11 protein-coding genes and 1 tRNA gene are annotated in these 16,082 nt (G+C 44.2%); 5 read left to right on the plus strand and 7 right to left on the minus strand.

Features of this window, described 5'->3' with window-relative positions; translation table 11 throughout:
* Positions 1 to 73: 73 nt before the first annotated feature.
* The 4 genes from ABD894_RS17365 to ABD894_RS17380 all read right to left on the minus strand — a co-directional run bounded on the left by ABD894_RS17365 (position 74) and on the right by ABD894_RS17380 (position 3,199).
* Positions 74 to 433 (minus strand): hypothetical protein, encoded by a 360-nt coding sequence (locus ABD894_RS17365; RefSeq protein ID WP_345212334.1) that lies wholly within the window; start codon positions 431 to 433, stop codon positions 74 to 76.
* Positions 434 to 470: 37 nt separating this feature from the next.
* Positions 471 to 1,436, minus strand: a complete 966-nt coding sequence (locus ABD894_RS17370) for an SDR family oxidoreductase (RefSeq protein ID WP_345212335.1) — start codon at positions 1,434 to 1,436, stop codon at positions 471 to 473.
* 206 nt (positions 1,437 to 1,642) lie between these two features.
* Entirely contained in the window at positions 1,643 to 2,881 is a 1,239-nt protein-coding gene (locus ABD894_RS17375) for a site-specific integrase (protein ID WP_345212336.1), read from the minus strand.
* A 241-nt stretch (positions 2,882 to 3,122) separates the two neighbouring features.
* A tRNA-Asp gene (locus ABD894_RS17380) sits at positions 3,123 to 3,199 on the minus strand.
* 243 nt (positions 3,200 to 3,442) lie between these two features.
* On the opposite strand from ABD894_RS17380, the gene uxuA reads away from it, so the two are divergent.
* The 5 genes from uxuA to ABD894_RS17405 all read left to right on the plus strand — a co-directional run bounded on the left by uxuA (position 3,443) and on the right by ABD894_RS17405 (position 8,373).
* The gene (gene uxuA, locus ABD894_RS17385; RefSeq protein ID WP_345212337.1) at positions 3,443 to 4,645 is read left to right on the plus strand and encodes a mannonate dehydratase; all 1,203 of its coding nucleotides are present in this window, start codon (positions 3,443 to 3,445) and stop codon (positions 4,643 to 4,645) included.
* Positions 4,646 to 4,744: 99 nt separating this feature from the next.
* Positions 4,745 to 5,767, plus strand: a complete 1,023-nt coding sequence (locus ABD894_RS17390) for a PfkB family carbohydrate kinase (protein ID WP_345212338.1) — start codon at positions 4,745 to 4,747, stop codon at positions 5,765 to 5,767.
* The gene (locus tag ABD894_RS17395; RefSeq protein ID WP_345212339.1) at positions 5,760 to 6,419 is read left to right on the plus strand and encodes a bifunctional 4-hydroxy-2-oxoglutarate aldolase/2-dehydro-3-deoxy-phosphogluconate aldolase; all 660 of its coding nucleotides are present in this window, start codon (positions 5,760 to 5,762) and stop codon (positions 6,417 to 6,419) included. Before ABD894_RS17390 ends, ABD894_RS17395 begins: the two co-directional genes overlap by 8 nt.
* Positions 6,420 to 6,429: 10 nt before the next feature.
* A complete protein-coding gene (locus ABD894_RS17400) occupies positions 6,430 to 7,710 on the plus strand; it encodes an MFS transporter (RefSeq protein WP_345212340.1) in 1,281 nt (426 codons plus the stop codon).
* A 51-nt stretch (positions 7,711 to 7,761) separates the two neighbouring features.
* Complete coding sequence (locus ABD894_RS17405; protein ID WP_345212341.1) at positions 7,762 to 8,373, plus strand: hypothetical protein; 612 nt, start codon at positions 7,762 to 7,764, stop codon at positions 8,371 to 8,373.
* Between the two features lie 625 nt (positions 8,374 to 8,998).
* Here ABD894_RS17405 and ABD894_RS17410 read toward each other — a convergent pair.
* The 3 genes from ABD894_RS17410 to infB form a co-directional block, all read right to left on the minus strand.
* Positions 8,999 to 11,191 carry a M56 family metallopeptidase gene (locus tag ABD894_RS17410; RefSeq protein WP_345212342.1) on the minus strand — a complete coding sequence of 731 codons (2,193 nt, stop codon included), beginning with the start codon at positions 11,189 to 11,191 and terminating at the stop codon, positions 8,999 to 9,001.
* Between the two features lie 12 nt (positions 11,192 to 11,203).
* Complete coding sequence (locus tag ABD894_RS17415) at positions 11,204 to 11,575, minus strand: BlaI/MecI/CopY family transcriptional regulator (protein WP_345212343.1); 372 nt, start codon at positions 11,573 to 11,575, stop codon at positions 11,204 to 11,206.
* 1,413 nt (positions 11,576 to 12,988) lie between these two features.
* On the minus strand, positions 12,989 to 16,054 hold the full coding sequence (infB, locus tag ABD894_RS17420) for a translation initiation factor IF-2 (RefSeq protein ID WP_345212344.1): 3,066 nt from the start codon (positions 16,052 to 16,054) through the stop codon (positions 12,989 to 12,991).
* Positions 16,055 to 16,082: the final 28 nt, after the last annotated feature.

Consider the following 16,082-nt stretch of genomic DNA (forward strand, 5'->3'; position numbering starts at 1 on the left):
TTCGACAATATGGTTAAACCCATGGGAAGCTTGTCATTGATTTGAATCGTTTTCATGTCATTTACTTTTAATGTTATTTAATATTTACCCAAAGTTCTTCCACGTTGAAACTTATATGGGACACTTTGGTCTTGTCAGGCATGTCAACAGCTGTTTTGTTGCCGTCTTTGATGATTTTGGTATGCTTTAGCACCTCTTCCAGGTTACTTTTATCGCTTTCGGTCCATTTGTCCGTGCCATAGTCAAACACTTTTTTACGCTCTATCCGTACTCCATTCAGGGAGTCGGTAAAAGCAGGGTAAGTATGCATGTAAGCGCTATCGACCTGGAGCGTAATGCTTTCGCCCGTCTTGTTAGTGATGTACACCGTTTTCCTGGCATTACAGGACGAAAGCACAACCACGAGTGCGAATACAGCCGTTAGATGTTTCATTTTGCTTATTTAATAAGTTGTTGATATGGGAACTTACCTATTCCTGTAAGCCGGATAGTAACCTGAAATGGCTGGTACTGAAATCCACGCCCGATAGTTCCTGAGATACTTCCCATAATTTTGCGGCAACATTTTCATCCTCTGCCTGCGAGGGTATTTTTGCTATGGCTGGAAATCCCCTTGTCTCCGTCATTTTGTTTGGGCCGTAATAAGCCCCTCCTTTAGCCTCCGGAGAAGTGGCTGCATACAATGTTGGCAAGGCTCCATGTGCAGTTGGCTGGAACAAGAAAGGAAGAAAGGTCCTCATGATCCCCGGGCCGCTCCATCTGCCTGCTCCGGTAATAAGCAGATTTGTACGGGAAACACCCGGATGGGAGGCTATACTGGTAATACCCCAATGGTGCTTTTCACTTTGTCGCTGAAGCTCTAAAGCAAACATCAGGTTAGCCAGTTTTGACTGGCTGTATGCTTTGGATGGGTTATAGGATGATGTTGATTGAAGGTCATCAAAATTGATTTTGCCGGCACGGTTTGCTACACTGGAAACAGTGACAACACGGGCATAAGGTGACTTACATAATAATGGAAGAAGCTGTGCGGTCAGTGCAAAGTGGCCAATATGGTTGGTGCCGAACTGCAGCTCAAAGCCATCGGCAGTTTCGAGCCGTTTTGGTGGTGTCATTACACCGGCATTGTTAATTAATAAATCAATGGCTTGCCCTTTTGAAATCATCCTTGAGGCAAAGGCACTGATTGAAGACAGATCTGCAAGGTCTATCTTCTCGAAACTTACTTTTGTCTTGGGATTAGCCTGCTTGATCTTAGCGATTGCATCCGCCCCTTTTTGAGCGTTACGCCCCATCATTATTACATCCCATCCCGATGAAGACAGGGCTACTGCATCTTCGTACCCAATACCTTCCGTACTACCGGTAATTAGAGCTAAACCGCTGTTCCTTAAAGGAATTTGGGATGTGGTCCAATTTTTAATTTCGCTTTGCATTTTAGTTGATTTTATTATTGCAAAGTTCAGGAAGGGTTAACAGGCGGATGTAGCCAAAAGTCGCATTGTTGTAGTGGAAAGGTAGACTAACCCTTTCGGGTATTTGGGAACCATCTGTTAAATCCCGGAAGAACGGAGAAAAAGCATTTTCCGCCATACATATAGTTAAACTACTAAAAAGCTAATTGTTGTACACAAATTGGCTTTTAAGAATCTATATCTATTAATTTTCGTTTCAGTACTGCCATATCACGGCCTATCTTATTTTCCTGAACTCTGGCATAGATTTGAGTTGTAGTAATTTTGGTATGCCCCAGCATCTTGCTTACGGTTTCAATAGGTACATCATTGCCTAATGTAACTGTTGTTGCAAATGTGTGTCGTGCAACATGTGTAGTCAAATTTTTATTTATCTCGCATAAATCAGCAATTTCTTTCAAATAGGCATTCATTTTCTGGTTACTCTTTATTGGAAGCAACCTGTTAGCAGCAATACACCAATCGCTGTCTTTGTATTTCTTTATAATGGCTAGTGCCTGGGGCAATAGTGGAACATTTGCAACAATCTCGGTTTTTGTCCGGCTCGTCTCGATCCAATACTCATCGTCATTTCTTTGATGGACATGTGCAGGCGTCAGCTTTTGGGCATCTACAAAAGCATAGCCGGTGTAACAGCTGAAAAGAAAGCAATCTCTTACTTCCTCTAATCGCTTTATTCTAAATTCTTTTGATGAAAGCACAGACAGTTCCAGTTCGGATAAATGTAATCGCGCTATCTTACGGGTGGTACATTTGAATGCTAAGAATGGATTATGCGCTATCCATTTATTATTGACAGCAATTGATAGTATTCTTTTTAGCCGCTTGATGTAACTCATTGCGGTATTGTGCTCAATGCCTTCTTGTATCTTTAGGAATTTTTCGAATTGACTTATAAAAGTAAAATCAAGTTCTTCAAGCAATATGTCCGGCTTTTTGTACTTTGTTATTATAAACGCGCTTACCTTGCTTCTTATAGTCTTATATTTAGTTACTGTGGCCTTTACGTAGTCTCTCCCCACAAGGTTCTCGATCTCCTGATTATGTTCATCGAAAATCTCCAATAAGCTTTTACCAGTAATCTCAATTAGTGGTTGACCTGTAAATTTATTTTTGATTTCGTCCGCACTGACAATTTCACCTTTACGGTTGAACGCAGTGTAAATCTCGAATAATTCGTTGCCTACTTCAGTAATATACCTATTAGTGATGCGCACTTCTTCACCGCTGCCTTTCATAAAACCTGTGCGCGCATCCCATTTTTTAAGATTTAATCTCTTCCTGAGGGATATTTCTGCACGTTTGCCATCCACCGTAACCCTTGCGTAAAGGGGTACGAGGCCATTGATATCTGCCTTTGCTTTGTTTGTCCAGAAAAGGACCGAAAAACTTCTAGAATTTTTCATAGACCATTGAATTTTGAGTGACCGAATAAATACATTTTGAACTGTTTTGATTTGCTTTGCAATTCATTCAAAATCAATCAATTATAACCTATTCGGTTACCTCAAATTTAATGAATCTAAATAGGTAACCGAATAGGTAACCGAATGATCCATTTTTATTGGTATGAAACGGGCGCTTATGGCATAAAAAAAGCGCCTAAATCATTGATTTAAGCGCTTTCGATGGGTTTTGACACCCTTTTGGCGGAATGGACGGGACTCGAACCCGCGACCTCCTGCGTGACAGGCAGGCATTCTAACCAGCTGAACTACCACTCCGTTTTTCCGAAATCCGTTTTGTTTTTCGGTGTGCAAATATACACAGGTTTTCTTATTCCACAAGGGGAGGGTTGTAAAATAGTTCAATTAATTTTTAATTAGTTTATACTGCTTTGATTATGTGTTGATTATATTTTATAAAAAAATGAAAATATATGCCCACACATATCAAAATGGCTTATTTTAGCCTCAAATTATTTAAACCAAGGCGGTTTTTAGCTTAAAAAACTGTTTTTATATACTATGATCAACAATTTAAAACAAACGTTTCGCTGGTTCGGCCCGGCAGATCCGGTTACTTTGCAGGCTATTACACAAACGGGGGCCACAGGTATTGTAACCGCCCTGTATCATATAGCAAGCGGGGAGGTATGGCCGCTCGACGAGATCCTGCAGCGTAAGCAAATAATAGAACAGGCCGGCTTAACCTGGGATGTGGTTGAAAGCGTGAATATTCACGAAGCTATTAAAACAGCCGGTTCAGATCGCGACAGGTACATCAATAACTATATTGCCACTATTAAAAACCTGTCATCGGCCGGTATCAACATTATATGCTACAATTTTATGCCCGTGCTGGATTGGACACGTACCGATCTTGATTTTCGACTGAACAACGGTGCGTCGGCCTTGCGCTATGATGCAAAAGCGCTTGTCGCGTTCGATCTGTATATACTGGAGCGGGAGGGCGCGCTTAAAGATTATAGCAAAGAGCAGCAGGCTGCTGCCAAAGGCTACCTGGCTGGAATAACCGCTGAACAAAAACAACAATTGATCAATAACTTGCTGGCGGGTTTGCCCGGCACTAATAAAACGCTCACCATTCCGGAGTTTAACAGCTACTTGCAACGGTATGCCAATGTGGATGCTGTGGCGTTGAAAAGTAACCTTCAATACTTTCTGCGAGCTATTGTTCCGCATGCTGAGGAAGCGGGTGTGAAAATGTGTATCCATCCGGATGATCCGCCGTTTCCGATATTGGGTTTGCCGAGAGTGGTATCTACAGAAAAAGATTTGGAAGATGTAGTGAACGCCAGTCCGTCGCCAAGTAATGGTATTACTTTTTGCAGCGGCTCGTTAGGGGCAAGAGGCGATAATGATCTGCCCGGCATTGTGGACCGCTTAGGCACGCATATTCACTTTTTACACCTGCGTAATGTACAGCGCGAGGCCGACGGCAGCTTTTACGAGGCCGAACATTTAGGCGGCAATACTGATATGTACGCGGTAATGAAAAATATCATCATCGAACAAAAGAAACGGGAAGATGCCGGTCGCACGGATATCGCCATACCTATGCGACCGGATCACGGGCACAAAATACTCGACGATTTTAGGTACAATACCTATCATGGTTATTCGGCTATCGGGCGTTTAAAAGGCCTGGCCGAGTTACGGGGTTTGGAATTAGGCACAAAAAGAGCGTTATTTGAAAAAGAGGATTGATCTGTTGATCCGCGCAGCTACCAATTACCAAACCTATGATACCATTTACCGGGCAACCGTTTCCGTTCAAATTTAATGTTAACCTCTACCTCAATAGCAATGGATAATAAAGGCGCTATCTTATCATTTGGCGAATTGTTACTGCGGATAACTCCTGATGCTGATGGCCAATGGCTGCAAAATAATAACCTGCCGTTTTTTGTTGGTGGTGCCGAATTGAATGTAGCCACCGCATTGGCCTTATGGGGATTGCCATCAAAATATTTTACAGCGTTGCCGGATAATGGTCTGTCGGCACAAATCATCACTTACTTACAGCAAAAAAATATCGATACTACCCCGGTACTCTTTTCGGGCGACAAGATAGGCCTCTACTTTTTAACCAAAGGGAAGGACCTGAAGAACGATGCCCTCATTTACGACCGTGCACATTCAGCCTTTGCTAATTTGCAACCGGGAATGATTGATTGGGATAATGTACTTGAAGGCGTAAGCTGGTTCAACTTCAGCGCGATATGCCCGGCCATCAGTAATAACGTTGCCGAGGTATGTAAGGAAGCTTTGCAAGAGGCCTCGAAACGTAACATCACCATATCTGTCGATTTGAATTACAGGTCGAAGTTATGGAAATACGATAAAACACCACAAGAGGTGATGACGGAACTATTACCTTATTGCGACATCGTAATGGGTAATATTTGGGCCGCCGAAACTATGCTGGGTATTGAAGTAGTGCCCGATATTCATGAGAGCGGGCAGCAAAGCATCTACCTGAAAGAAGCCCTGAATACTTCACAAAAAATTATGGCGCTATACCCTAAATGCAAGGCGGTTGCCAACACCTTCAGGTTTGATGCTAAAAGCGACATTACTTACTATTCGGCATTATACACCGGCGATAAACTGTATCATTCGGCCCAATACGAAACTTCGCATATTGTAGATAAGGTAGGCAGCGGCGATTGTTTTATGGCCGGGCTTATTTATGGTTTTTATAACGATTGGGCTCCTGCCGAAACATTGGCTTTCGCTACCGCGTCGGCCTTTCAAAAGTTGTTTGTAGAGAGCGATGCCACCAATAAAACTGTTGACCAGATCAAAAAAACGATAATTTATGAGTAAGAAAGCCGATGTGGTAGATGCCATTATTGTGCAGGGCATGCTGCCCCTGTATTTTTATGAAGATGCCGAAGTAAGCGTACAAATTGCCCGTACGTTGTATAAAGCAGGGGTAAGGGTGTTTGAATATACTAACCGGGGGGAAAGCGCGCTCGAAAACTTTAAAGAGCTTAAAAAGGCGCAAAAGGCCGAAATGCCCGATCTGTATTTAGGGATAGGCACCATAAAAACCCTTGCCGAAGCCGAAGCCTTTATTAGTGCCGGAGCCGATTTTATTGTAGCACCCGTAATTAACCCGGAAGTAGGTAAGCTTGCGCATAAACATGGCATGTTATGGATTCCCGGATGTTTAACACCTACCGAGATTTTTACCGCTCAGCAGCACAAGGCGGCTATTATAAAACTGTTCCCGGCAAATATATTAGGGCCGGGCTTTTTGAGCAGTATAAAAGAGCTGTTCCCCGGTCAAAAGTTTATACCAACAGGCGGGGTTGATACCACTAAAGAGAATATCCTCGACTGGTTTAGGGCCGGGGTTTGTGCTGTGGGCATGGGCAGTAAGCTCATCAGCAAGCAGGTGTTAGAAAATAAATTATACGATCAATTATATACCGATACCATACATGTGAGCGAGATAATACAAAGTTGTAAGTAAACCACCAATTATGCCTTCACCTAAAACCGGTAACTACAGATGGGTAGTAGTTGCCTTGTTGTTTTTTGCTACCACTATCAACTACCTTGATAGGCAGGTACTAAGCTATTTAAAGCCAACGCTCGAAAAAGAGTTCGGCTGGGATAACACCACTTATGGCTACATCAACGGCCTTTTTCAGCTTTTTTACGCTACCGGGTTATTAATATCGGGTAGGTTTATCGATAAAATTGGCACCAAGTTAGGTTACACTATTTCTATCGTGGTATGGAGCCTGGCCGCCATGTTGCATGCTATCGCCAAAACATCTTATGGTTTTATGGCCGCGAGAGGATTGCTGGGTTTGGGCGAGTCGGGCAATTTCCCGTCGGCTATTCGCAGCGTGGCCGAGTGGTTCCCTAAACGGGAGCGGGCTTTTGCCACCGGCATCTTTAATTCGGGCGCTAATATTGGCGCTGTGGCCGCGCCGATATGTATTCCGCTGATATTGGGTTTATATGGCTGGCAGGCGGCTTTTATTATCACCGGGGGAATAGGCTTTGTATGGTTGATCTTTTGGGTCATTTTTTACGAGATCCCCTCCAAAAAGAAAAACCTCGACCCGGCCGAACTTGCCCTTATCAATGAAGACGCAGTTGCCGAAACTGCCGCGGATGCAAAAATAGGATGGGGCGCTTTGTTCCGCATAAGGCAAACATGGGCATTTATAACAGGCAAGTTTTTAACCGACCCTATATGGTATTTCTTTTTAACCTGGCTGCCCGATTATTTCAGCAAAACCTTCCATCTCGATTTAAAGAAACCTACGTTGCCGCTCATTATCATTTATACAGCCACAACCGTTGGCAGTATTGGCGGCGGTTACCTCTCATCGTACCTCATTAAAAAGGGCTGGTCGCCGTTTAAGGCACGCAAGGTATCTATGCTGATATTCGCGCTTTGTGTGGTGCCCATTGCCTCTGCACGTTTCTGTACCGATATGTGGCAGGCTGTTGCATTGATCAGTCTGGCTGCTGCCGCGCATCAGGCCTGGAGCGCTAACCTGTATACTTCCATGTCCGATCATTTTCCTAAAAGCTCGGTCAGTTCGGTTACAGGTATCGGTGGTATGGCGGGTTCATTCAGTGGTTTTGTGTTCCCTATCGTGATTGGGTACGTGCTGGATATTTATACCCGGCTGGGTAATGTAACGGTTGGTTATAACCTCATCTTTTTGTTTTGCGGTATAGCCTATATCCTGGCCTGGACCATCACCCATTTCCTGATGCGAAATGCCAGGCCGGTTGTTTAAACGTTTTTCATTTATACCGAACACTTTACGCGCATTAACTGTTAACGCAATATGAGCATAGCCGATCAAAACATCCCCGAACAACGCGAAGGTGAGCATAATGATGTAATTCAATATGTTGATCTGCCTACTGTAGCCGAAGCGCACCATTTGTTTATACTGGTGAAAGACCGCCTTAAAGATGTATCAAACTGGCATACCTTCACCGGTCCGGTTGAATCAAAGTTTGGCATAACCGATACACAAGGGCGCGAAACTTATAAGATAGTGGAAAAGGGCGATCATATTTACATCGATATGCCCGGGCCGGGCTCTATCAGCGGCGGCGGTTACGATTGGGTACGTGTAGAAGCCCTTCGCGAGCACGATAATGCCGAAGCCGAATCGGAATATGTAGCCATAACCGTGCGACCTGTAGCCAACCCCAAAAAGCCCGGAAGCGTAATAGCGCATTTCTTTAGCCATAACTCCACCAATACCTTTATTGTAGAACGTTACCGCAACCGGGTAAGCGCGGCAGTACATGGCCGCAACGAGCAACCCAATACCGACGGCAACCTGATCGACGATATCCGTAACATCATAGTAGGCCTAACCGCCCGCCACAGCCTCAGCGGTCCGCACTGGCAGGTGTTTGTCGATAATATTCTGAAGCAGGGGTAGAGGGATTATTGCTTCATTAGTTTCTGCGTGCTTAATAATGATGGCTTATATTCGAATGAGTAATGTACTGTTTTTTCGAAAATCAATGCCTGTGATACTCCGTAACCGATAGCCCCGTGATCCGCTCATACGCGCACAAGGCATTAAGCACAGGCCGGTATCCGCTATTCCCGGGTTTAGTTGGGAGAGGGTAGTGCGAGTTTGGAGATGCAATTGCCTTGCTATATGTTTTGCCTCACCCAACCCTCTTCAACGGAGAGGGCTTTGAATTTTTATATATTAAATATTGCTTTTTTCGTCAGCAAACAGCTTCGGACGAAAACGGGCAGAACTGTGATGGCCATGAGCGCAAAGGCGGGCATAGGAACTTGTTGCATGCGGGCAGGAATAGCGCATTGGGGCAAAAGTTCCAGCCCAAGTTCTGACTGTTTTGCAGGGGAAGGCCTCGTGCGGCAAAGAAGCCTTTTGCTGGACAAGCCTTTTTGTTACTTTTGTGGCGACAAAAGTAATGGGGCCCTGCGCCCAAGAGCAGACTAACGTTAATTGCAGCACAATCTTTGAAAAGAGTGTAAGAACGCAAGGTGATTACTTTGCGCCTCGTAATAACAATAATAATAAATTAGGCTTAGTTTAACCTTACAGCCGTTAACTCCATCGGATTATCCCCCGCTTTTTCACCGTATTTGTTTTGGGCGTATTCTTTATTAAGTGGGGTAACGCGCCATGCCATATCCTTACCAAGCAGGTACGGTTTTTCGCCGGCCTCGTTGCCGTTAACAACGAGGAATGATGCACGGATGTTTACATGCTTAACGTCCAATTTAATAATAGCTTCGTTTTGGCTGTCGTATTGAATTACGTGGCCTGTTAAAACAATCGCTTTGTTTGAAGTCTTCCACAGCAGCGAATCGGCAGTTAAGAAGACTGTATTTTTCACGTCCTTTCCTGGGTTTTTATTAACAGCACTGTTAAGTTTTGTTGGGTATTGGGGCGCAGTAGAAGAGATTGTCTTATCGGATAGCGCCCCATAAGTAATTGCTGTCTTCATATTAGCTTTCCATGTTAAGGAATCGGCCCGTAGCACAGTAGTAGAATAAACTTTCTGGGTGGCCGAAACGTTCGTTTTTACAGCGGCCTTTTTGTCTGCGGCGAATGTTTTTACTTCCACCACTCCGTTAATGCCCCTTTCTCCAAATACCGGTTGTGCTTTGGCCGGACCGAAAATAAATACTGTTTGAAGCTTTTGCGCTGACATCTTTTTTAATTCGTTAAAGGTAGTTTCTTTATTATTGATCAGGATCAACGCGTTTTTCAGTGTCTTCAACGAATCCTCAATTTGGATCACATTTGCCATCAGCCTGATATCCGCGCTGTTGTAAACCGCGTTTCCTACTAAGGTTATCCTGCCTTTTGTTTTATCCGTTATTACAGAATCCTGGGCAATTAATTGGGTAGCCGGTACTGCTTTCTGCTTTACAATGGTATCCGCTTTTTCGGCAGAATCCCTCTTCATCATTACTTTTACAGCTTTTGATCTAAAGCCTTTGTACGATTTGTAAAAAGCCCAGGCCTCTGTATTCAGGCTATCATTATGGATCGCGGTCGACATGGTAGCCAAAAAATCATAACAGCTCTTGCAGTTTTTACTCGCAGTTTTACGTAGCCCGATCAGCTCTATTAAAGAAGATGGCTTCTCTTTGTTAAAAGGATATGCAAAGCGTCTTTCCGCATAAATATAGCCCTGCTTATTAAATTTCAGACTCACATGTAAAGTATTGTCTTTACCTACAGTATAAGGTACAGTTATGTATCCGTCGCCCTCTGACGATGCGTCAACGGGTTTGTAAATACCCTTTACTTCAACATCGGGTATAGGTTTATATGTTTCCAAGTCGTAAAATATAACGGCGTATTTAATGCCATTGTCGTTAGTATTCAGCTTGTTGCGGCAGGCTAATAGTATCACTGCCAGCAAGGGCAGCACGAACATAAATTTCAGCAGGTGTATTTTGGCGGTTCTTACTTTGTTCATCATCATGATCCGTTTTTTTAAGGATGAAAAATTAAACTGATTTGCAATCCGGTATTTGGGTATTCCCACCACTTTAAGCAGGTGGTATTGATAAGCCTTTTTATCAAGCCCGGCATTAAGCACTTCATTATCGGCTATAAACTCCAGATTTTGGCGAATGCTATGCCTGATCAGCCAGGCGAAAGGATTATACCAGTTGAGCGCGCACAGGCATTCGCCTATAAAAATATCAATGGTGTGCTTTTGTACCACGTGTACATACTCATGCAGAATAATCTCTTCCAGCTCCTGCTCGGTGTGCATCTCCCGGTTAATGTATATCGACTTGCCGAACGAGAAAGGCATAATCTGCTCGTCCACATGGTAAATAGGCGTATCGCTATCATCATTCAATAATACCGCCCGCTTTTTTATCCGGTTGAAGGATATCAATTGCATTACAATCCTGATGGCCATTACCGTGATACCTAAGAGTATGGCAGCCATCAGCATGTCCCAGGCATCTAAATGCAGACCGGTATCTTGTACAATAGTCCCCGTTTGTTTACCGGCGGCTATATTTTGAATGGCAGGTATATAATTTATGGCTTCCTCCTTTAAGGCCACCTTTTGCACCATAGGCGATACATTGATGAACGGTATGGCAAAGCTTAGCAGCGAATAACCAGCCAAGTACCAGCGGTTCCAGTTATAAAAAGTTAACCGGCGCAATACCAGGTAATAGAACAGGTAAATGGCGCTCAAACAGAGCGACAGTTTTAAAATATAGGTGATTAATGCAGGCATAATGTTTAGGTTTTATAGTTGTTTTTTATCGCCCTTTTCAATCATGTTAATGATCTCTTTCAGTTCGTCGGCGCTTATTTTTTCTTCCTTGGCAAAAAACGCTATCAGCTCTTTATATGAACTTTTAAAATAATCGTTCACAAAGCCCTTCATAAATTTCTGCTTATACTCTTCTGCCTTTATAGCGGGCGAATAACGGTATGAGTTGGCCAGTTTTTCGCCTTTTACAAATCCTTTTTTCTCCAGGTTCTTCACGGTTGAAGCGAGGGTAGTGTAAGGAGGTTTAGGTTCGGGCATAATTTCCAGTATATCTTTTATAAAACCCTGTCCCAGTTTCCATATAACCTGCATGGTTTCTTCTTCCTGTTGTGATAATTTTTCCATAGCAATTACTAATTATTCGTAAATTTACGAAAGTTTCGTAATTATACAAATGTTTTTTAATTATTTATTTAAAGCGTATTGTTTAGCTGTATTTAAGCCTCGGATTAATTCTATTTATTAATGGGGCTGGTGCTGTTTTTTTGAAAATCAATGCCTGTGGTACTTCGTAACCGATAGCCCCGTGATCCGCTCATACGCGCACAAGGCATTAGGCACGGGCCGGTATCCGCTACTCCCGGGTTTAGTTAGGGGAGGGTAGTGCAAAATGTAGGGGTATAATCGCCGCGCCATGTTAGTTATGTATTTGCAAATGAGGCATGGGGTAGGTATACTGTAAAAAAAAGGATAATCCATTTTATTAGTTTTTATTATTGCTATATTTATTAACCATTTATACTGAGCCAATTAACCTACTTAAATATTGTTATGTTATGAAGACAAGAAAATTGCTTTTTATACTTTTTTTGATGCAAGTAGCATTCGTAACTGTATCATACATTGCAAAGTTTAATCATATTGAGTACACGCAGTTAATTATATCAGTATCTATAATGGGCTTCGTAGCTTCGTTTATACTTTGCCTGCTCATTACCCTACGCAGAATATCGAAACGACTTAACGTTGGTAGTTGAGTTTTTTAATAAGATAATCCATTAAGTATAAATTATATTCTATTTCTATTTTCCGTCAACAAAGAGCTCCGGGCGAAAACGGGCAGAACTTTGGTGGCCTGGAGCGCAAAGGCGGGCGGTTTGAGAAAGAATTAGCCTTATAAAAAACATTTGTCATTGCGAGAAACGAAGCAATACCGTAGCTATGCGTGTTCGCCCTGTATAGTTCGCGATTGCTTCGTTTCTCGCAATGACATTTTGGATAGGGCTATTACCTACCCGTCAGCAAGCAGCTTCGGGCGAAAGCGGGCAGAACGGTGGAGGCCAAGAGCGCAAAGGCGGGCATAGTGAACTTGTTGCATGTGTGGTGGGAATGAGCGGAGAAGTATGGGGCAAAAGTTCCAGCCCTAAGTTCTGCACGGTTTGCAGCGAAGGCCTTGCGCGGCAGAGAAGCCTTTTGCTGGACAAGGGTTTTGTTACTTTTGCCCTCAAAAGTAATGGGGCACTGCGCCCAAGAGCAGACTGACGTAGATTATAGCACACCGCAACAAGCAGAAGAAAGCAACGAGACCTACCATGACATGTTAAAAAAACTGTCATTCTGAACGCCGTGAAGAATCTTCTCGCCATGCTTATCTGCGATAGATGCTTCGTTCCTCAGCATGACAGTGGAGAGAAAGGGTACAGGCATACGTCATTCGTAAAGTCGCCCGGATAATAAAACCGCAATGGCAAGAGTATATTATAAACAAAAAAGGCTTACCCATTGGGTAAGCCTTAGCTATATCGTTAGCGTATATTATTAAGCTAATTTACGTTTTACTTCAACATTTTCGTAAGCTTCAACAATGTCACCTACTTCAATATTGTTAAAGTTTTGGATGTTCAAACCGCACTCGTAGCCGGTTGCCACCTCCTTAACGTCATCTTTAAAGCGTTTAAGTGATGCAAGCTCACCGGTGTAGATAACCACACCTTCGCGGATGATACGGATCTTGCTGTTACGGTTGATCTTACCATCCAATACCATACAGCCGGCAATTGTACCCACTTTGCTGATCTTGAATGTTTCGCGGATCTCCACGTTAGCAACAATCTTCTCTTCAAAGGTTGGTGCAAGCATACCTTCCATCGCTGCTTTTATCTCGTTGATAGCATCGTAGATGATTGAGTAAAGCCTGATATCAATTTGCTCTGCTTCGGCCAGTTTACGGGCACCACCTGAAGGGCGTACCTGGAAACCGATGATGATCGCATCAGATGCAGAAGCCAGCAATACGTCTGATTCGGAGATCTGACCAACGGCTTTTGATATGATGTTAACCTGTATTTGCTCGGTAGACAGTTTCAGCAATGAATCTGACAAGGCCTCGATAGAACCATCCACGTCACCTTTAACAATAATGTTAAGTTCTTTAAAGTTACCAACTGCCAAACGACGGCCGATCTCATCAAGTGTGATGTGTTTTTGTGTACGTAAACCTTGTTCGCGTTGTAATTGCAAGCGTTTGTTGGCAATTTCACGTGCCTCCACTTCGCTTTCAAGCGCGTTAAACCTGTCGCCCGCTGTAGGTGCACCCTGCATACCCAATACCTGTACAGGTGTTGATGGTCCGGCAGATTCTACACGCTGACCGCGTTCGTTGGTAAGCGCCTTAACACGACCGCTGTAACAGCCTGCCAGTATCGGATCGCCCACTTTTAAGCGGCCGGCCTGTACCAATATGGTGGTAACAATACCACGGCCTTTATCTAAAGCAGCCTCAATAACGGTACCTACGGCACGTTTGTTAGGGTTAGCTTTCAGTTCAAGCAATTCGGCTTCAAGCAATACTTTTTCTAACAGCAGCTCAACATTTAAACCTGTTTTTGCTGATATTTCCTGGGTTTGGTATTTACCACCCCACTCTTCAACCAAAATATTCATGGCTGATAGTTGCTCACGTACTTTATCGGCATTTGCTCCCGGCTTATCAATTTTGTTGAAAGCGAAGATGATAGGGGCACCTGCGGCTTGCGCGTGGTTTATGGCCTCGCGGGTTTGCGGCATCACACTATCGTCGGCAGCAATTACTATAATAACTATATCGGTTACCTGTGCACCCCTGGCACGCATAGCGGTAAACGCTTCGTGACCCGGTGTATCCAGGAAGGTGATCTTTCCTTTATTTTCTGGTAATGTAACTTCGTAAGCGCCAATGTGCTGGGTAATACCCCCGGCTTCGCCGCCTATTACGTTGGTTTTGCGTATAAAATCCAGCAACGATGTTTTACCGTGGTCAACGTGACCCATAATGGTTACGATTGGCGCGCGTGGTATTAAATCATCCGGATTGTCTTCTTCCTCCAGATTGGCTTCTTCATCCTGCGGCTTAACAAACTCTATCTGGTAACCAAACTCGTCGGCCACTATAGTTAAAGTTTCAGCATCAAGCCTTTGGTTGATGGATACGAACATACCCAGGCTCATACAGGTAGAGATGATCTGTGTAACAGGTACATCCATCATTGATGCCAGCTCGTTAGCGGTAACAAACTCGGTAACCTTCAGTACCTTTGATTGCAGTTCCTGCTCCATTGCCAGTTCTTCGGCATTTGCAGCTACATCATCACGTTTCTGACGGCGGAATTTTGCACGCTGTGCAAATTTACCCGATTTACCTGCACCACTAAGGCGGGCCAATGTTGCCTTAATCTGGTCTTGTATATCTTTTTCTGTAGGTTCCTCTTTCGGGGTACTTGGCGGGGCGTTACGGTTGTTCCTGAAATCGGGACGGTTACCACCACCCTGACCCGGACCGCGGTTGTTATTGTTGTTCCTGAAATCGGGACGGTTGCCGCCACCTTGACCACCCTGGCCTGGTCCGCGGTTTTGTCCGCCCGGATGGCCTTGACCACCCTGACCGCCTTGCTGACCCTGACCTTGTTGCTGGTTAGGATTATGTCCCTGGCCGCCTTGCGGTCCGCCCGGGTTATCTTTACGCTTTCTTTTGCGCTTGTGGTCTGCGTTAGTATTTGATGATGAAGCTACCGGGTTACGCTTAGGCTCGTTAACAGGCAGGGTAATTTTACCTACAATGTTAGGGCCGGTAAGGCGTTGCGCTCTCGCGCGTATTACATCTGGTTCATCATTTGCCGGTGCGGCGGGTTTAACCGGCTCTTCGGCTTTTGGTGCAACGGGCTCCGGTTTAGGCGCTTCAGCTTTTGGTTGTTCAACCGGTTTAGGCGCTTCAACTTTAGGAGGTTCCGGGGCCGGTACTTCTTTCTTTTCAACAACAACAGGTGCTGGTATTGGTACCGGTGCAGGCTCTGGTTGTTTTACCTCTGCCTTTGGTTCAGGCTGCGGGGTAACAACAGGTTCCGGTGCAGGTTCCGGTTTTGGCGCTTCGGCCACCGGGGCTTTTTCTGCAGGCGCTACAGGCCTTGCATTAAGATTGTTAAGGTCAATTTTGCCAACAACCTTTACACCCGGCAGGGCATCGTTACGGTCGTCTGTTTTTTCGGGCGCAGGCTCTGCGGCCGGTTTAGGCTTCTCAACCTGCGGCGATGCAAACTGGCCGGCATTCTTGATCAGGATCTCTTCGTTCTCAAACTCGCGTGAGCGCCTGTTTTCAACAGGTTTTTCAGGCGTTTGAACGGTTTCTTCCTTTCTGATCTTGCCGATGCTGATCTGTTTGGCTTCTTCCTTAATAATCTTGTCAACAGCAAATTCCTTCAACAGGGCATCGTACATGTCACCGTCAAGCTTAGCCGCCGGGTTTTTATCAATTTTATAACCCTTCGATCCAAGGAAATCGACAATTGTACCTGTTCCTATATTCAGCTCCTTTGCTGCCTTAAATAATTTTATTGATTTGTCTTCTGACATTTATTACTCTTTTCTCTGCTTATAAGTT

It is taken from the genome of Mucilaginibacter gynuensis (assembly GCF_039541195.1).
Classification (GTDB): domain Bacteria; phylum Bacteroidota; class Bacteroidia; order Sphingobacteriales; family Sphingobacteriaceae; genus Mucilaginibacter; species Mucilaginibacter gynuensis.